The sequence below is a fragment of the Erwinia sp. E_sp_B01_1 genome (assembly GCF_036865545.1).
Lineage (GTDB): Bacteria > Pseudomonadota > Gammaproteobacteria > Enterobacterales > Enterobacteriaceae > Erwinia.
Genome location: NZ_CP142208.1, coordinates 2,940,257 through 2,958,556 on the forward strand (window position 1 = coordinate 2,940,257; position 18,300 = coordinate 2,958,556).

An 18,300-nucleotide genomic window follows, 5' to 3' on the forward strand; every position below is an offset into this window, starting at 1 on the left:
GATCCCGGCTCAGTGGCCGGGATTCATATCAGCTTCCAGGCTATTATGAAAATCTAAAATACTATTTATATCAGTATTCCATTCAGATATTTTCATACCATCTTCATTATGAGTAATGTGTGGCTCTATAAAATTGTTGATTTTATCAATAGCAAAATCCGGGTATTCATCAAGGAATAACACTTTATTTTGTAAGCGAACGTCATGATCATAAAAATATATAACCCATACAAATATAAAATTTGTCATATCAGGCTCATACATTGAGACAGCTAAGGCCGCATGATTTTTATTCTCAAGCCCTTCTTTAATTGACCGTAACCAACTTTCCTTATAATCACTTATCTTCCAGTAAGTTAAAGGAATGTGCATTACTTCTTTGAACTCATCAATGACTATTGAAGCGGGCAAGACAATTTCACCATCAACATCAATCGGCTTGTCTTCAGGGAAAATACCAAACATATATTAGTCCTTAATCCTGTTCAAATTGCTATCATAAGTACCCATTCTTTCCCCTTTACGATCAAACATCTTCCAACCATTTGTGACATTATGGCTATCGACATCGGGAGTAATATAATTTTTACCATCAAAATATACAGGCTGGCCATGCGAATTAAATGGTGCTTTCTGTGGTGGGATTCTTCGATCAAAACCTAATTCCCCCGCTGCTTCCTGGGCTTCTTTTCCTTTAAGAGCCAGATAAGCCAGATCATCTTTATTCTGTTCTGGGATCGGCGTAGCTGTTGAGCTACCGCCTGTATCCGGTGTTCCATCAGTATTACCGGTATTACCTGCGCCCTGATCGCCCGACTGATCCGGTGTGGTCAGTGAAGTCTCTTTACTCTCATCCTGAGCCGGGTTAATCAGCTTTCCGCCGGTCAAATCGTCATTCACCGGTACGGTTTCGGTTTTGCTGCCTGCTCCATCCGTATGTTGCTGGCTCTGAGCCGCAACCACCGCCATTATCACACAGCTGGGGTTTGCCCGGCAGGTTGCGTCGAGTCCTTCCTTCACGGCCTTCGTCAGCGCCAGTGCCGCTTGCTCATTGGCGCCACCTTTACCCGCTTCGGCCATTGCCGCCGAGTTCAGCGTTTCCTGCGCCAGCATCTGCTGCAACATGCCCATACTGGTCATATTATTGCTGATTTCGTTCTGGCCTGCCTGCGCACCGGCTACGGCGTCCGCCGTGGTGGCCGCGCCCGCCGTACCTGCCGCCGCAGAGTTATCCTGAGCGGCGGCAATAACGCCCGCTACCGCCGCATGAGCCATCACCCGGCTGGCTTCATCCGGTGCGTATTGCTTGATAACCTCTGCGATGTAAGGTGCAGAAGCCCCAGCTAGCGCGGCACCAATATCACCGCCTGCCAGACCCTGAACCGCCGCCGTGGCCGCCTGGATACCCTGTTGTATCGCGCTGCCCGTTCCCCATTTCTGCTGAGCCGTTTTGTAGCCGTCCGTAGCTGCCAGCTGGTCGTTATATTTCGCCCGGTCTTCCTTCGTAGCATTCGCGCCCGGTTCTTTGACGCCCTTAGCGGCCAGCTCTGCCTTACCCGCTTTCATCGCCTCTATTTCACCCTGTGTCCGCGCGATATCCGCAGCCTGGCTGCCAATCGCTACAATCAGCTGAGCGGTCTGAAGACGTTTTTGTTCTTTCTCTTTGTTAAAGATCGGGCTGATGCTGTCGTTAGCATGCTCTGTATCACGGCTTAAGTCACCCACATCCTGTTGCTGATTTGCCCTGTCACGAATGACTATCGTTCCATCTGCCACCGCTGACTGGGTCGTTCCCTCTGCATGACCTGACCCGCCTGCTCCTGCCAGCAACGTGTTTGCCATATTACCCGCAAACTGTCCACCCATACTGGCACCCGAGCTGACGCCAATTCCCGTATGCTCAGTTTTGTAATCGGCCTCGTTGTGAATATCGCTGAAGCCCAGCGTGCCGGTATCCAGACGGTTGTCAGCGGCATCAGCCTGGCTGGCAATCACCGCGCCATCGAGCTGAGTATGGTTACCTACCGTGATATCGAAACCACCTTTACCGGCATAAATGCCGCTCTGATCAGTCACGCTGTCGTAATTACTGTGCATTTTGTCCTGGCTTACGTTGACGTAGCCAGAACCGGTCATCGTGCCAAAGGTAAAGCTCCCTCCCGCGCCAAAGCTGGTCTGCTTCGAATCGTAGTTATCGCTGTCCTGCAGGCTGGAAACGGTAAGGTCCCGCCCGATATCTGCGGTGACCTTATCACCATTGATCGTGGCCCCACTGAGGGTGGTATCACGGCCACTGACCAGTGAGACATCGCCGCCGCTGTCCAGTGTGTTTTCACTCCAGACGGTGCCGTTACCGTTCTCTTTCCCTTTGGCACCATTAACGCTGGCAAAGATACTCAGGCCTGCACTGCCCTGTCCGACACCAAAACTCAATCCTATACCGCCGCCACTGCTGCTGTTCTTGCCGGTCGTTTCTTGTGTGTTGGCTGCGCCACTTAATATGATGTCGTTTGCTGCCTGCAGGGAAGTATCCCCGCCAGCTTTCAACTGACTGCCGGCAATCAGGATATCGCCGCTGTTGGTCCCCTGGTTTGTTCCCGTGGCTGTTATGCTCAGATCTTTCCCGGCGTTGATCGTCGAGCCGTTTAGGGTATCTGAACGTTGATGTTGCCGGGATTTGGACTGCTGTGTGGTCAGGGAAATGCTGATCCCGACACCATTATTAGGATCCCCGTTAGCCTGTGCGACCTGACTTGCCTGGTTGGCCTGTACGCCGGAAAGTACTGCTTTAGTTGCCTGCAGAGCCGCAAGACGGCCATCGCTTTCCTGCTTAGCTGATTGAGCCGCTGAAATTGCGCTGTTAACGGCTTCGGCTACTGCGCCGGACAGGGCCAGAATCAGGCCATTGGTAAGTTGCTCAAATCTTTCATCCCGGGTGCGAATATCATGGCCCGGGGTGATAATCACGCTATCACCCTTCAGCGCCGTGCTGCCGCCAGAAATGAGGTCAGCGCCCTTAACCTGAAGTTGATTCCCTGCTGTAATTGATACATCGCCACCGGTGCTACCAACCGTACTGACACTCTGACTCTGAGTGATCCCTTTTTCCTTAAGGTCATGCAGTGATTTACTGCTTCCTATACTGATACCCAGGCCGCCGGTTCCCATCAGCCCGCTTTTCTTCGTTTCTGAGAAGCGCCAGCTTGAGTCGGTATCAGTGGCGGCGACAATATCCACATTGTTGCCGGCCTTCAGCGTGACCTTATCATCGCCCACTACCTGCGATCCCTTGACCAGCAGATTATTGCCCGCGTTCAGGGAAACATTGTCGCCGCTCAGCAGCGTGCCGTTTTCACGGGTGGCACTGTCTTCTTTGATGGTGTGTGTCGTTTTTTTGCTGAGGAAACCCTTTTTAGTTTTGGTCTCTTCTTTATAGGCGTAATCGCTGTCGGTTACTGTCGTCAGAGTGATATCACGTCCCGCATTAACCGCGATATCCTCGCTGGCCGTAACCTGCGCTGCTTCACTGTTTACATCCCGTCCGGAATTCACAGTCGTACTGCCACCGCTGACAATCTCAGTGCCCTGCTGGCGCACCGTTTCGTTGATGATGGTCTTCTTCTTGCCGTGCTCGCTGTTGCCTGAGCGGGTTTCAGCGGCCAGCAGATTGACGTCGCGGCCTGCCTGCAAACCTGTGTCACCTTCTGCCGCAATACCTGCCGCATCGCTGTTGAGATCGCGGCCGGCTTTCAGGGTCAGATCGCCACCGCTGGTTAACGTGGTGCGATCCACTCCCCTCGCATGCGTTTCACGGTTGCCCTGCGAGCTATTTTGCTGGGTGGCGGCACTGTTCAGATTGAGATCGTTACCTGCTGCAAGCGAGGCATCTCCACCTGCGTTTATGGTGCTGGCGGTGACGTCCAGGTTGTGGCCAGCCTGAACAGCGACACTGCCGCCTGCTTTGATTTCACTGCCCTGGTTGGAGGTGGTGGTATTGCTGGTGGCATCAATTTTTTGCCAGCCATTTTTGAAGCCCGACTGGGAGTTGCCTGTCACCACCTGATTGCTGGTTACTGCAATATCATTCCAGGCATCCATCAGCAGGTTGCCGCCCGCGCTGAGGTTCGCGCCGGTGACGTTGATGTCGTTACCGGCCTTAAGGCTGAGGGAATCCAGCGCGGCGATAGTGGCCGTTGGCCCCATTAAAGTTTCGGTGAAGGATTTGTTCTGACCCTTATTATTGCTGGCGTTGAGCGCCCACTGTTGCGTGGTAGTGAGGTTATTGATATCGCCGTTGACGCTCTCCAGCGCCACGGTTTTACCGCTGATAGTGGAACCCACGTTGTTGATATCGCCAAGGGCACTTAATTGTAAGTTGCCACCAGCCTGTATCAGACCCGCACTGAGGTTGCTGAGCTGGTTTTCGCTGTCCAGCTTAAGGTCGTTTTGCGCGGCTATGGTACTGCCACTGTTGGTGATATTGCCCGCTTTTAGCGAGACGTTATTACCGGCAATCACGCTGCCGTTTTGCAGATTCACGTCTTTTGGCGAGAGATAGATTTCCGGCACCATCACCGTTTCGCCGTTTACCGTGCTGGCTTCCCACCAGATAACGCTTTTATCCAGCGAGGCAATCTGATCGGCAGACAGTGATACGCCAAACTGTAAGCCCAGCGACTGCTGTGCCGCCGCAGCGTTGTCCATCAGATAGCGCATCTGATCGAGTTCAGAACCGAGGCCGTTCAGATAGCGGTTGCCGGTCTGATTCAACACGACATTGCTGGCATAACGGGTGTCAAAGGCGGCATCGCCAAGGAAGCGATAGTCCTGATCGGGCTTCAGGTTAAGCCGGTCCAGCAGATAGGATGAGCCGAGGAAAGCGTTCTCGTCGGTATATTGTGTCCGGGTTTCCTGCGGTGCGCTGCCAGGTTTTTTACCCAATAACGCGTTGAGATCGCCGAAGAGGTTTTGATCGAGCTGCCCCAGCCCGTCGAGTTTAGGATTGAGGGTGATCAGATAAGGACTTTTGCTGTCCACCGAGGTCACAAAATAGCCGTTATTACCGGAAGGCAGCGGATAAGCGCTGACATCGACGTTGGCAGCCTGATAAGACTGTAGCGTTTTACCGCCGCTGGCTATCTCTGTCAGGCCGCCTGCGTTGCCGAGTTTAGCGTCGCCGATGGCCTTGATATCATGGCTGGCAAGCGACATGCCTGCTGACGTTACGGAAAGTTATCAGCGCGTCTCATTTTTCTTGCCCCAGGCTACATCTCAACCTGAAATCAAATGCTGACTTTATATTCTTACCAGGGGCTTACTATTAATGGCGTTTTCTTTAAGCGAAATTCTTTCATTTTCTGAGGCCAGGGATGAACTCCCTGATGCTGAGGCCAGGGATGAACCCTTTGAGTACCTGTCCCTGTACCATCCCCCTGGTAAAATCCAGGTAAAAATGCACCATGGATAGACCAATAAGATGCTTAATGGTCTATCCATGGTGCATTTTTGACAGGCAGATTGCCCTGATCGAACAGCACTGGGATGCGGTTTGCAATGAGACAGAACTGTCAGAAATCGATTGTAAATTTTTCTGGAAACGACAATTGCTTAATCCCTTTGTATTTGAGTCCTGATCACAATCTTTACTTAGGGAAATCAGTGCCAACCGAGAGCGCTTTCCAGGCTTCAATCTGGCTGAGACGGGCTTTGATTTTGGCGGTGACTGCGTCATAGCCCCAGCTGCCCATCACCAGATGACGGGGTGCGGAGCTGGCTTCGGTAAGCGCGATGATCGCCTGAGCCGCACGCACCGGATCGCCCGACTGTTTGCCGCTGTTTTCCGAGGTGCTTTTCATTCTGGCCGCCACCGTTTCACTGTAGTCCTCGATCCTGCTTGGGGTCTGATGCAGCGAGCGACCAGCCCAGTCGGTGCGGAACGGGCCCGGCTCCACGCAGGTGACCTGAATACCCAGCGGCTCCACTTCAGCCTGCAAAGAGTCTGACCATCCTTCTACCGCGTGTTTGCTGGCCGAGTAATAACCCGAGCCGGGGAAGCCGATGATGCCAGCCACGGAAGTAATGTTGATGATATGGCCGCTTCCCGCTTTGCGCAGGGTTGGTAATACCGCGCGGGTCATGGCAAACAGACCAAATACATTCGCGTCGAACTGAGCGCGAATCTCCCGATCTTCCCCCTCTTCCACCGAAGACTGATAGCCGTAACCGGCGTTGTTGACCAGCACATCAATGGTGCCAAATTTAGCCAGCGCAGCATCCACAGCCTGTTTAATTGAAGTGTTATCAGTGACATCCAGCGCCACGGCGATGGCACGATCGTCGGACCCGTCAAGCAGATCCTCAACTTTGCTTTTATCGCGGGCGGTAACCACCACGTTGTACTCTTTTTGCAGCAACTCTTTAGCCAGTTCACGGCCAAAGCCGGTGGAGCAACCGGTAATAAACCAGACGGGTTTTTTCTCAATGCTCATACGGGCGTCCTCATAAAGGCGATAAGAGAGTGCTGATCCCGGTGTGACATGACCGGGACCGGAGATCGGGTACAGAAGCCCGCTTGCGGCTTCCTGTCTGCCGGGATTAATGCTTGCCCGGCAGCACTTCGTTCAGCAGCTGGCTGGCGGTATCGGCAATGACCTTGCCTGCGCCCCGGTCGCCTTTCGCCATAGAGGCCATAAAGGCTTTGGCCTGCTTAAAGGTAATATGCGGAGGCAGCGGGGCCACTTCCGGATCGGTTTTCACCTCCAGCACCACCGGCCTGTCGGCAGCCAGCGCTTCAGCCCATGCGCTGCTCAGCTTTTCGGGATCGTCAATGTAAATGCCCTTCAGCCCCAGCGATTCCGCAAACTGGGCGTAATGCACGTCGGGAACATCCTGCGAGGCTTCATAACGGGGATTCCCCTCCATCACCCGTTGCTCCCAGGTGACCTGATTTAAATCCTGATTATTGAACACGCACACGATCAGATGAGGCGTCGCCCACTGTTTCCAGTATTTCTGGATAGTGATCAGTTCCGCCATGTTGTTCATTTGCATCGCGCCATCGCCCACCAGCGCCACCACCGGTTTTTCCGGCTCGGCAAACTTGGCGGCAATCGCGTAGGGAACCGCCGCGCCCATACAGGCCAGCCCGCCGGATAAGGTAGCCCTTTGCCCCTGTTTAACCCGGTAGTCGCGGGCAAACCAGTTGGCACAGGAGCCGGAATCTGAGGTGACAATTGCATTGTCCGGCAGCAGCGGAGACATCTCCCACACTACCCGCTGAGGATTCACCGGGCTGGCTTTGGCCATCGCCCGGTCTTCCATCACCTGCCACCAGGCCTGCACCTGACGGGCAATCTCTTCCTGCCACTCGCGGTCTTCTTTATGGGTCAGCAGCGGCAGAAGTTCACGCAGGGTTTCAGCCGCATCCCCGTGGAGATTCACTTCGGCAGGATAGCGCAGCCCCAGCATGGCGGGATCGATATCGATCTGTACGGCTCTGGCCTGGCCCTCTTCCGGCAAGAATTCCGTCCAGGGGAAGCCCGAACCAATCATCAGCAGGGTGTCGCAGGATTTCATCATTTCAGCAGAAGGTTGGGTGCCCAGCAGGCCAATGGAGCCGGTGACGAAAGGCGCATCATCCGGCAGCACGTCTTTGCCCAGCAGCGCTTTTGCCACGCCCGCGCCCAGCAGGTTTGCCGCCTGTACCACTTCAACAGCCGCGCCTCTGGCCCCTGAGCCAATCAGGATTGCCACGCGTTTACCGGCGTTTAAGACTTCGGCAGCCCGCGCGAGATCGGCAGGATAAGGCACGACTTTAGGGCGCTGATAGCCAACCGCAGAGTGGGTGTAACCGTGGGCATGTGCCGGGGATTCCCAGGGTTCGTCCTGAACATCTTTCGGCAGGATCAGCACCGCCACGCCGTTTTGCGCTTTGGCAATCCGCACGCCACGATCCACAAGATGGCGGAGTTGAGCCGGGGTGGCCGTCTCCTGAACAAAGTTTGCCACGTCAGAGAAGACGCGATCCAGGTTCATCTCCTGCTGATAGCTGGCACCGCGCGCGGTGGTTTCAGCCTGGCCTGCTATCGCCAGCACCGGCGCGTGATCCATTTTTGCATCGTATAAGCCGGTCAGCAGATGGGTGGCGCCAGGGCCGCCGGTGGAGAGACAGACCCCCAGCTCGCCGGTGAATTTAGCGTGCCCCACAGCCATAAAGGCGGCCATTTCCTCATGGCGGACCTGAATGAACTCGATGCCCTCGCCGCGTTTTTCCGCGCGCTGAAGCGCCCCCAGTACGCCGTTGATGCCGTCGCCAGGGTAACCATAAATGCGGGTTACGCCCCAGGCTTTCAGACGTTCAACAAAAAAATCACTGGTTTTGGTGCTCATCTCTGGCCTCCTTATTTCATGTGCAGGCTAATAAGGATAGATGACAAAACGGCACCGTGACGCCATCAGTGCTTTGGGTCAGCTGGCAGTCAACGCCGGGAAACGCTGGATCAGGGCCGAAAAAAGCTGCGCCATCTGGTCTGACACCGCCAGCTCACCGTGCTCCCCCGCTTTCACCGCAGCAAAAATCTGGTGCTTCAAAAAGTGCCGCCAGACTACCGGACGATCGGCAAGAAAGGCGGTCAGTAACCGGTAACGCTCCTGCGTCCAGAGTGATTCAAACTCCCGCCTGGCATCACCAATATCGAAATGTTCAGCGCCCGGTTCTGGCATCGCTGCGCGTAATGCAGCGGTTTCCAGCGGGTCAATTTCGCCCTGGACTATCGCCACGCCATAGTCACGTCGGGCTGCGGCCTCAGAGACAAATCCGCAGTTCACATCGCGAAGCACCGCGGCTGGCTGGCGCTTTTTGGCCGCGCCATAACCTCCGGCACCCGGCCCTTTCACCGTGACCACATCGCCCGGCCCACAATGAATCACATCCGTGTTGCCATGCGCGGTAATGACGCCCTCCGGTGTCCGGGTCTGGAACCAGGAGAGTGAGCCCGCCTTGCCGCCCAACGTCCCCGCCGAGGCAAAGACCGATCGGTTGCGGTTGCGCGCAGTAATGGTGGTATTGGGGGAGAAAACTTCAAAAACCATCTCCGTCGCCAGCCCGCCGCGATACTCACCCGCTCCGGCGCTGTCACAGGCCAGGCCATAGCGCAGGAAGCGAACCGGAACTTCCGCCTCGTTGATCTCAATCGGGGTATTTTTCAGAAATGCAGAAAGCCCACCCGATCCTTCCGGTCCGTCGTGCTCCGGCGTGCCTCCCGATCCGCCCCCCACTGGCCCCAGGGAGGCCACCACCGTGCGGTTTTGCCGATCTACGGTGCGGATATTCATAATTGAATTGCCGCCGGGCGAATTGGCAGGAAGCCGGTCGGGGATCGCCAGTGAAAACGCCCCCAGCGTGGCAATCTGCGACATCGCACAGGTCAGGGAGCGCATCCCCACGGCGGCAGGCGCCTCACAGTTCATGATGGTACCCGGCGGCAAAATGGCGCGGGTTGGTCGCAGCGTGCCTGCATTAAGCAGTAATTTTTTATCCAGCGTCGAGAGCACATACGTCACGCCGACCAGCGCCAGCGGATGGCGTTCACGTCCGCCAGTGGGCATATTCAGCGAGGACATCAGTTGCGGATCGCTGCCGGTGTAATCCAGCTCCAGCAGCTCGCCTTTGACCCTGAGCGTGACGGCGATGCGGCAGGGATAGCCGCCTTCGCTGTCCTCGTCGGCATAATCCGCATAGAAATAGTCGCCGTCGGGAAGCGTGGCAATAATGGCTCTGGCCTGCTTTTCGGCGTAGTCCAGGATCCCTTCAATGCCGCTGAGAAAATCCTCCACGCCAAAGCGGGCGATAATCTCCTGCACCTTGCGTTCGCCAATATTCACCGAGGCGATTTGTGCATTGAAGTCTCCCCAGTTCTGCTCCGGTGCGCGCACGTTCAGCCGCATGATGCGGGCCACTTCTTCGTTGAGTCTGCCGCCGGTAATAATTTTCAGCGGCGGGATGCGCAGCCCCTCCTGCACGATATCGGTCAGGGAGCGGGACAGCGAGGCGGGCACCGCGCCGCCAACATCGGTGTTATGGATATGCCCCACCACAAAGCAGACAATCTCGCCCTCGTGAAACACCGGCTTCCAGATATGGATATCGGGCGAATGGGTCGCCACGTTGCCAGCGTATGAGTCGTTGGTGATGCAGATGTCCCCTTGCTGATAACTGTCGATCAACGCCAGCACCGGGCCGTAATCGATGCCGCTGTACCAGGGCGCACCAAAGCTGCGCGGGGAGGCAAAAGCCAGGCCGCTGCGGCTGACAATCTGGCAGGAGAAATCTTCGGTCTCTTTCACAAAGGTGGAGTGGGCGGTGCGCATCAGGGTAAAGGCCATCGCATCCGCCGCTGCCGCGCAGTAGTTAGCCAGAATTTGCAGGTTACGACCATCAATTGCCATGCTGAGTAGCCTCCAGCGAAGTGATAAGAAGATTGCCGAAGCGGTCAACGTCCACCACCATGCCGGGCGGGACGCAGGTGGTGCAGTCATCCTGCAGCACGATAGCCGGGCCGGCAAAGTGATGTCCGGCCGCCAGCGACGCCCGTGACACCACATCCACCTGCCACCATCGTCCATCCAGCCAGGCTTCCACCTGCCTCAGCATCTCAACCGGCGCGCTGGCCTCAGGCAGCAGTACCATCTGCGGTTTTGGCGTGGGGGACGCTATCACCAGCCGCAGGGCGATAAGCTGCACCGCCGCAATGGGATCGTGATGGCCGAACAGCCGGTGATGGTGCGCTTGAAAAGCGGCTTTCACCGCGTCGGTATCACCCTGCATCAGGGGTTCTGGCTCAAGCGCGACATCAATTTCAAAGGACTGCCCGCGATAGCGCATTTCCGCAGAGAAGCTCAGCGTGCGGGGGAGCCCCGTGCCATATTCCCGCTCCAGCCAGCTTTCGGCTTCCTGTTGAAGCAGAGTGGCTTTTTCCGTGAGTTCATCCGCCACGTCAGGCGTCAGATCGCAGTACAGGGTGCTGATAAAATCATTTTTCAGATCCGCCACCAGCCCGCCCAGCGCCGAGAGCACGCCCGGCGTCGGCGGCACCACCACGCCTTTCATATTCAGTTCGCGGGCGAGGAAGCAGCCCATCATCGGCCCTGCGCCGCCAAAGGCTAGGAACCAGAATTCGCGCGGGTCCAGGCCAAAGCGGGAGAGCAGCCCGCTGGTGTCGCTGTACATACTGGAGACGGCCAGCGCGATAATATTTTCCGCTGCTTCCTCCATCGCGATGCCGAGCGGATCGGCCAGCACCTTCACCGCCGCCCGCGCGGCAGCCACATCCACCTGCACCGCGTTGTAGCCCAGGTCGCCATGCCCAATCAGTCCGCAGGCGGCAAACGCATCCGTGGCCGTGGCCTGAGTGCCGCCCCGGCGGAAGCAGACCGGGCCTGGCAAAGAACCGGCGCTGTCGGGACCGACCTGTAACACGCCCAGCGCATCAATCCACGCCAGCGATCCCCCGCCCTGCCCGACCGAGGTCACCGATACCGAGGGAATATAGATCGGAAACTCACCGATAATTTCCCCGGTGCCATACTCCGGCCTGCCGTTGACGATCACCGCCACATCGGCGCTGGTGCCGCCAATGTCCAGGCTCAGCAGTTTTTCAAAGCCGCAGGTCTGCGCCAGATAGCTGGCCCCGATCACCCCGGAGGCGGTGCCGGAAAGCACCATCTGTACGCATTCTGCTTTGGCCTGCTCCACGCTCATCACCCCGCCGTTGGATTTGGTGATGCGTGGCGGCACGGTGACGCCCATCCCCAGCAGCGCCCGTTCAAACGAGTGCAGATAGTGGATCACCTGCGGCTGGACATAGGCGTTGATCACCGCCGTGATGGTGCGTTCATACTCACGAATAATCGGCCAGATTTCCGCCGAGCAGGAGATCAGCAACTCCGGCGCAACCTCATTAATAATCTCGCGCACCGCCTGTTCATTACTGCCGTTGCGGTAGCTGTGCAGCAGCGACACCACTATCCCGACGCAGCCTGCGGCACGGGCGTTCTCTACCGCCGCAAGCACGCTTTCCCGCTCCGGAGCTTTCAGCACTTTGCCATCCCGATCGGTACGTTCTGCAATGGCAAACACACGATCGCGGGAGATCAGCGGCACCGGTCGCCGTGAGAAAAGATCGTGAATATGGGGGATTTTCAGCCTTGCCAGCTCCAGCACATCGCCAAAGCCTTCGGTGGTGAACAGCGCCAGCTTCACCCCTTTGCGCTGGATCACCGCGTTCACGCCCACCGTGGTGCCATGCGTGAAGTAAGTTATCTCCTGCGGATTGATGCCGTCACGCTGCTGGAACGCGCTCAGGCCGGTCAGTGATTTCGCTACCCGGACTGTCAGGTCTGGAGAGGACTTTCAGGGTGCGCAGCGTATTGTCCCGCTCATCCAGCACCGCGAAATCGGTAAAGGACCCCCCAATATCTACCCCCACGCGCCAGCTCATCAGCGATCCTCCCTTGCAGGCCGCACAAATTCCATCAGCCTTTGCGGTTCGGCCACCGGCTGCCAGCCAGCCCGGCGGTAAAGTTCATGGGCATCTTCGGTTGCCAGCATCCAGCGCTTTACGCCAGTCAGTTCAGGATGTTCCGTCACGCATTCGGCAAACCAGCGACCCAGCCCTTTCCCCCGGTGCGCTTGTGCCACAATCACGTCGCTGAGGTAGGCAAACCGGCAATAGTCGGTAATCAACCGGCCAAAACCAATCTGCTGCTGGTGGTGGTAAAGCCCGAACAGCAACGAACCCGCCAGCGAACGGAGCGTGGTCTCACGGCTCTGGCCTTTAGCCCAGTAAGTGTGTGCGGAAAGCTGCTGGTGAACCCAGTCAACGTCGATTAAATCCGGGTCGGTACTTAACAGAAAATCACCACGCTGCCAGCTGGCCAGACGGGGAACAAACGGCGGGATCATGGGCGCTCCTGACTTAATTTATCGCGGAATAACACGAGTTTAGGGCGAGTCAGTTCGCGGGGGGAACAATCTGCGCCACGCAACAGCGTATTTACCGCGAATTAAAAGGCTGAAAGAAATTTTCTGCCGGGCAGCTTAAGGGACGCAGACGTAGAGGGTTTGACCTTTCAGACAGCTGACGAACCCTGAAGCGATGGGAGCCTGTGCCTTGAGCAAAGCATCACGGGCCACGGACGGCCCGTGCTGAGCTGCCAGGGAGGGCGCTTTTTGCGTCTTTGTGCGAGGCACAGGCTCCCTGAGCCTGCTCTTTGCAAATCGCTTTACCTCTGTCGCGCGATATTCAGTACTCAACCTGAGTATGGCGGGAAATCAGCGAGCGCAGGGGCACGCTGCTTTTCATGATCGGGGATTTGATCACGATATAGCTGAAGTATTTATCAATGCCGACTTTGGCATCCAGCAGGTTCTCAATCACTTCCTGATAATGCTCAATGCTGCGGGTGATAAAGCGCAGCAGGTAATCGTAGCCGCCGGTGATCAGATGGCATTCCATCAGCTCATCCACTTCGCGGATTGCGCCTTCAAAACGCATAAAATCTTCACGACGGTGGCCGGCCAGGGTCACTTCCGTAAATACGGTGACCGAGTCAGTGATTTTAGTCAGATTGATATGGGCTTCATAGCCGGTGATAAAACCGGCGGTTTCCAGACGCTTTACGCGCTGAAGGCAGGGGCTGGGAGAGAGACCAACGGCATCGGCCAGGTTCACATTGCTGATGCGGCCATCTTTTTGCAGCTGCACCAGAATGTTGATATCGATACGATCCAGTTTCATTAAGCCGTTCATAGCACCCCTCATGATCTAAAAACCGATAGGATGGTATAGCACGCTTTCCGCCAGCGACGCCAGCGATTTACCGGGCCATACCTTCCTGCGGCATAATCAATAACCGTAATAATATCAATGAGGAAGCAAAGATCAGCCGAGCCTTCCGGTGGCGCGCGCCAGAGCAATATCAATAATATGCAGCGCCTCTTCCAGCTGGGAATCGCTGGTCACCAGCGGCGCCAGGAAACGGATGGTGCTGCGCTGGACACCACATTTGATCAGCAACAGCCCTTCCTGACAGGCACAGTCGAGAATTTTCTGCGTCAGCGCGGCATCCGGCTTGCCGGTTTCAAAGTCGATGATCTCCATCGCCCGCATAAAGCCAATGCCGCGCACGTCACCGATACAGGCGTATTTGTCGGCCAGTTGCTCCAGCCTGGCTTTTAGCTGATCGCCCAATTGGTTAGCGCGTTCCAGCAAATTCGTGTGTTCCAGCAGATCCAGTACCGCCAGCGAAGCCGCACAGGCCAGCGCGTTGCCGCCGTAAGTGCCGCCCAGGCCACCGGGCGTTGGCGCCTCCATCATCTCCGCTTTACCCACCACGCCTGAGATTGGCAGACCGCCGCCCAGGCTTTTGGCTACGGTGATCAGATCGGGCTGGATGCCGGTGTGCTGGAAGCCGAACATTTTGCCGGTGCGGCCAAAACCGGTCTGAACTTCATCACAAATCAGCACTATGCCATGCCGCGTGGTGATCTCACGCAGCGCCTGCATAAACGCCGGGGATGCAGGCAGGAAGCCACCATCGCCCTGCACCGGTTCGATAATGATCGCCGCAACGCGTTCGGGCAGGATCTGCACGGCAAACAGCGTATCCAGCGCTTTTAAGCAGTCCGCTTCCGAAATCCCCTGGAACGCATTGGGGAAAGGCACGCGATAAATATCGCCGGGAAAAGGACCAAAATTCTGTTTATAAGGCTGGCTCATACCGGTCAGCGTACAGCCTAATAATGTCCGGCCATGAAACGCGCCGTCAAAGGCAATAATGCCGGATCGGTTAGTGTAAGAGCGGGCAATTTTCACCGCGTTTTCTACCGCTTCGGCCCCGCTGGTGAAGAAGACGCTTTTATATTTCTCTCCTGCTCCCACCAGCTTATTCAGCCGCTTTGCCAGTTCGATATAGGCCGGATAGGCCGCCACCTGAAAACAGGCGTGAGAAACCTGCTGTAACTGCTCCGTCACCGCGTTAATCACCGCCGGATGGCTGTGCCCGACGTTCAGCACGCCGATACCTGCGACAAAATCTAAATAGCGGTTGCCCTCCACATCCCAGACTTCCGAACCTTTACCTTTGGCGATGACGACAGGGTGCGCGGTGACTATGCCGCGGGGAATATGCTCGTCACGAGCATCAAGAAATAACGCGTTATCCGAAAATGTCTGCTGCTCAGCCAGTAAATTGTGCATCTCTCTCCTCATCGGTATGACATTTATGGGTCAAGTATCGCAATAAGCCTGTTGATCCTGCTGCCGTAATAGCGCCGGCAGCAGCATTAACTGTTGAAAAGCGGGACAATCCGACGCTTATATTTTCGCGCTGAGCGTGCCGCGCACCACTTCGCAGAACCAGCTGATGCCATAAGGGATGACGTCGTCATTGAAGTCGTAGGCGGAATGGTGCAGCGGGCGGCTCTGTGCCGAGCCCAGCCACAGATAGGCACCGGGCACCGCCTGCAACATAAAGGAGAAGTCTTCGGAGGTCAGTGCGGGTTTGGGTGCCTCAGCGGTTTTCAGCCCGGCACGTTCTGCTGCAAGCAAGGCAAGGCTTGCCTGCTGTGCGCTGTTGACGGTAGCGGGATAGTAGCGGTTGTAGACCACTTCCGCCTGAAGCCCCTGGGCTGCCGTGACGTGTTCGGCCATTTCGCGCAGGCGTTTTTCAATCACATCCTGTACCGCCGGACTGAAAGTGCGCACCGTGCCGGTGAGGGTAGCCTGGGCCGGGATCATATTGTGCGAGAAGCCGCCGTTGATACGGGTTACCGTCAGCAGGGCGGGCTCACACGGGTCCACGGCACGCGCCACGATGGTGTTGAGTTGCACCACCAGTTCGCTGGTGGCCAGCAGCGTGTCCGGGCTGAGGTGCGGCTGCGCGGCATGGCCGCCGCCGCCCTTTACGGTGATATCGAAGCGATCTGCCGCTGCCATTATCGGGCCCGGACGGGTCTGGGCTGTCCCCAGCGGCAGCTCCGGCCAGTTATGCACCGCATATACCGCCTCACAGGGAAAGCGGGTAAACAGGCCGTCGTCGATCATCGCCTTCGCCCCTGCCAGCCCCTCTTCCGCTGGCTGAAAGATAAAGACCACGGTGCCATCAAAATCGCGTGAGTGTGCCAGCGCTTCTGCGGCCCCCAGCAGCATAGTGGTATGGCCGTCATGCCCGCAGGCGTGGCAGCGTCCGGGCTGCTGGCTTTTCCATGCCTGGCTACCGGCATCGTCCATCGGCAGCGCATCCATATCCGCGCGCAGGCCAATCATCCGGCTGCTGGTGCCGCAGCGCAGCACGCCGACCACACCGGTTTTACCGATCCCCCGGTGGACTTCGATATCCAGCGCGGTAAGAAAATCCGCCACAATTCCGGCGGTACGGTGCTCAGCAAACCCCAGTTCCGGGTTCGCATGCAGGTCACGCCGCAGCGCGACTAAATGGTCCGTGTTCATCTCAGTATCCCCGTTCTCTGTCTACCAGACCGTTCATCTGTTCGCCCTGCTCAAACCGGCGGATGTTCTCCAGCAACGCCTGCACCGCGCTCTCCGGCTGCGTCTGGCTGGCAATGTGCGGCGTCAGCCAGATTGCCGGGTGGCTCCAGAACGGGTGCCCTTCCGGCAGCGGCTCGGGCGTGGTGACGTCGATCACCGCAGCGCTGAGCTGGCCGCTCTCCAGCGCCTCCAGCAGATGCTGCTGGTTCAGGTGTTTACCCCGGCCCACCTGCACCAGTGAAGCGCCCTCTGGTAGCTGGCTGAACAGGGCGTGGTTGAGGATCTCTTCCGTGGCCGCCGTCAGCGGTAGCAGGCAGATCAGGATATCGGTACGGGCCAGAAACGCGCCCAGTTGCGCTTCGCCAGCGTAGCTGTGCACGCCGGGCAGCGTTTTGGCCGAGCGGCTCCAGCCTGCACAGTCAAAGCCCAGCGCTACCAGCGGTTTGAGGGCGGCTTCGCCTAATGCGCCGACGCCCATCACCCCTACCCGACGGCGGGAAGCGATCTGGCCCGGATGTTCGTGCCACACCTGTAGCCGTTGCTGATGCAGATAACGTGGCATATCACGGTGCAACCCCAGCACGGCAAAGGTGACATATTCCACCATCCCGCTGGTGAGGCCAGGTTCAATCATCCGCACTACCGGCAGTTCCGGCGGCAGGCTGGCGTAATCAAACTGATCCGCTCCGGCACCGACAGAGAACAGCACTTTGAGATTGGGAAACTTCCCGAGGATGTTCTCCGGCGGCTGCCAGGCCACCAGGTAGTCCACCTCTTCGGGATTACCGGTGTCGGGCCACTGGCGGAAGGTCGCTTCCGGGGCCAGCTTAGCCAGCAGTTCAGCCCAGACCCGGCCCCGTTCGGCTGAGGATTTATAGACAATATTCATCAGGCCATCGCCTGCGACATCAGACCGAAAGTTTTCATGCCCGCAGGCTGCCACGGCGTGCCTTTATACATGGTGACGGGGGCATCAACCTGTGGCAGGCCCAGCGTGTTGAGCCAGTCGCCCAGGCCGCATTCGTTGTCAGTATCAATACGCACAAACTCTCCCTGTAAACCGGCTAGCAGCGCGGTGACCAGCACTTTGGCACGATCCAGATCGCGGCAGATAACCGGCCCCACGGCATAGCCATGCCCGAAACGACGCAGGCAGGCAAACCCGACGACCACGCCCTGCTCTTCCAGCAGCAGCGTGCGTTCGGCGCCCTCCACCAGGCTGGCAATCAGCGCCGGACGGTACTGCCCGTGCGCCTGCTGATCCAGCTCCGTCATCAGCCCGACATCTTTCTGGCTGGCCGGACGCAGAAGCTGCCCCTGCTCCGGTGCCAGCGGGATCACCTCGCCCAGCTCACGGCACTGGTGCTGCTCAATAAACCCGGTAGCGACAAAGCCCAGCTTTTCGTACAGCGGCTTGCCCATTGCTGTGGCGTGCAGCCGCACGTTGGATCCTTCCAGCTTCTGTAGCATCGTCTGCATCAGCTGTTTGCCAATCCCTTTGCCCTGCGCCTGGTCCGCAACAATGACCAGGCCCAGTGAGGCATAATCATGGCCCCAGCGCCAGAAGATGGCCGTACCCAGCAGCTCCCCTTCGTGCTCGGCAACCACGCCTTCACCCAGTTGCAGAGCCTGCTGCCAGTCCGCCAGCCGGTGCGGCCATTTCAGCTGCTGTGTTAAAGCAAAAGCCTGTTCAAGGTGCCTTTCCTGCATTGCCGTAATCTGAATCGTCATGCTTTTCTCCTTTCCATCCTGT

General features: G+C 57.3%; 10 protein-coding genes and 2 pseudogenes. All 12 read right to left on the bottom strand.

The genetic code is table 11. From position 1 onward, the window contains the following. Positions 1-9: 9 nt before the first annotated feature. The 12 genes and pseudogenes from VRC33_RS13965 to VRC33_RS14020 all read right to left on the bottom strand — a co-directional run bounded on the left by VRC33_RS13965 (position 10) and on the right by VRC33_RS14020 (position 18,278). Complete coding sequence (locus VRC33_RS13965; protein WP_338556797.1) at positions 10-465, bottom strand: hypothetical protein; 456 nt, start codon at positions 463-465, stop codon at positions 10-12. A 3-nt stretch (positions 466-468) separates the two neighbouring features. Beyond that, a pseudogene (locus VRC33_RS13970) lies at positions 469-5,094 on the bottom strand (hemagglutinin repeat-containing protein); the annotation flags it as partial. A 548-nt stretch (positions 5,095-5,642) separates the two neighbouring features. Beyond that, positions 5,643-6,488 (bottom strand): oxidoreductase, encoded by an 846-nt coding sequence (locus VRC33_RS13975; protein ID WP_338556799.1) that lies wholly within the window; start codon positions 6,486-6,488, stop codon positions 5,643-5,645. A 106-nt stretch (positions 6,489-6,594) separates the two neighbouring features. Further along, on the bottom strand, positions 6,595-8,388 hold the full coding sequence (locus tag VRC33_RS13980) for a thiamine pyrophosphate-requiring protein (RefSeq protein WP_338556801.1): 1,794 nt from the start codon (positions 8,386-8,388) through the stop codon (positions 6,595-6,597). A 78-nt stretch (positions 8,389-8,466) separates the two neighbouring features. Next, the gene (locus tag VRC33_RS13985; RefSeq protein ID WP_338556802.1) at positions 8,467-10,446 is read right to left on the bottom strand and encodes a hydantoinase B/oxoprolinase family protein; all 1,980 of its coding nucleotides are present in this window, start codon (positions 10,444-10,446) and stop codon (positions 8,467-8,469) included. Beyond that, positions 10,436-12,497, bottom strand: a pseudogene (locus tag VRC33_RS13990) (hydantoinase/oxoprolinase family protein). The gene VRC33_RS13985 and the pseudogene VRC33_RS13990 overlap by 11 nt, the downstream one beginning before the upstream one ends. Next, positions 12,497-12,961: a GNAT family N-acetyltransferase gene (locus VRC33_RS13995; protein WP_338556806.1), complete on the bottom strand. Its 465-nt coding sequence runs from the start codon at positions 12,959-12,961 to the stop codon at positions 12,497-12,499. Before VRC33_RS13995 ends, VRC33_RS13990 begins: the two are co-directional and overlap by 1 nt. Before the next feature lie 340 nt (positions 12,962-13,301). Beyond that, entirely contained in the window at positions 13,302-13,808 is a 507-nt protein-coding gene (locus VRC33_RS14000) for an Lrp/AsnC family transcriptional regulator (protein WP_338556808.1), read from the bottom strand. Positions 13,809-13,940: 132 nt separating this feature from the next. Beyond that, entirely contained in the window at positions 13,941-15,257 is a 1,317-nt protein-coding gene (gene gabT / locus VRC33_RS14005) for a 4-aminobutyrate--2-oxoglutarate transaminase (RefSeq protein WP_338556810.1), read from the bottom strand. Positions 15,258-15,374: 117 nt separating this feature from the next. Continuing rightward, the gene (locus tag VRC33_RS14010) at positions 15,375-16,508 is read right to left on the bottom strand and encodes a M20 aminoacylase family protein (RefSeq protein WP_338556812.1); all 1,134 of its coding nucleotides are present in this window, start codon (positions 16,506-16,508) and stop codon (positions 15,375-15,377) included. A 1-nt stretch (position 16,509) separates the two neighbouring features. After that, positions 16,510-17,436: a glyoxylate/hydroxypyruvate reductase A gene (locus VRC33_RS14015; protein WP_338556814.1), complete on the bottom strand. Its 927-nt coding sequence runs from the start codon at positions 17,434-17,436 to the stop codon at positions 16,510-16,512. Then, complete coding sequence (locus VRC33_RS14020) at positions 17,436-18,278, bottom strand: GNAT family N-acetyltransferase (protein ID WP_338556816.1); 843 nt, start codon at positions 18,276-18,278, stop codon at positions 17,436-17,438. Before VRC33_RS14020 ends, VRC33_RS14015 begins: the two co-directional genes overlap by 1 nt. Between the last annotated feature and the right edge of the window lie 22 nt (positions 18,279-18,300).

Bases quoted from the DNA above. Each gene is read 5' to 3' on its own strand.
- VRC33_RS13965 (WP_338556797.1), bottom strand. From the start codon at position 465: ATGTTTGGTATTTTCCCTGAAGACAAGCCGATTGATGTTGATGGTGAA.
- VRC33_RS13975 (WP_338556799.1), bottom strand. From the start codon at position 6,488: ATGAGCATTGAGAAAAAACCCGTCTGGTTTATTACCGGTTGCTCCACC.
- VRC33_RS13980 (WP_338556801.1), bottom strand. From the start codon at position 8,388: ATGAGCACCAAAACCAGTGATTTTTTTGTTGAACGTCTGAAAGCCTGG.
- VRC33_RS13985 (WP_338556802.1), bottom strand. From the start codon at position 10,446: ATGGCAATTGATGGTCGTAACCTGCAAATTCTGGCTAACTACTGCGCG.
- VRC33_RS13995 (WP_338556806.1), bottom strand. From the start codon at position 12,961: ATGATCCCGCCGTTTGTTCCCCGTCTGGCCAGCTGGCAGCGTGGTGAT.
- VRC33_RS14000 (WP_338556808.1), bottom strand. From the start codon at position 13,808: ATGAACGGCTTAATGAAACTGGATCGTATCGATATCAACATTCTGGTG.
- gabT (WP_338556810.1), bottom strand. From the start codon at position 15,257: ATGCACAATTTACTGGCTGAGCAGCAGACATTTTCGGATAACGCGTTA.
- VRC33_RS14010 (WP_338556812.1), bottom strand. From the start codon at position 16,508: ATGAACACGGACCATTTAGTCGCGCTGCGGCGTGACCTGCATGCGAAC.
- VRC33_RS14015 (WP_338556814.1), bottom strand. From the start codon at position 17,436: ATGAATATTGTCTATAAATCCTCAGCCGAACGGGGCCGGGTCTGGGCT.
- VRC33_RS14020 (WP_338556816.1), bottom strand. From the start codon at position 18,278: ATGACGATTCAGATTACGGCAATGCAGGAAAGGCACCTTGAACAGGCT.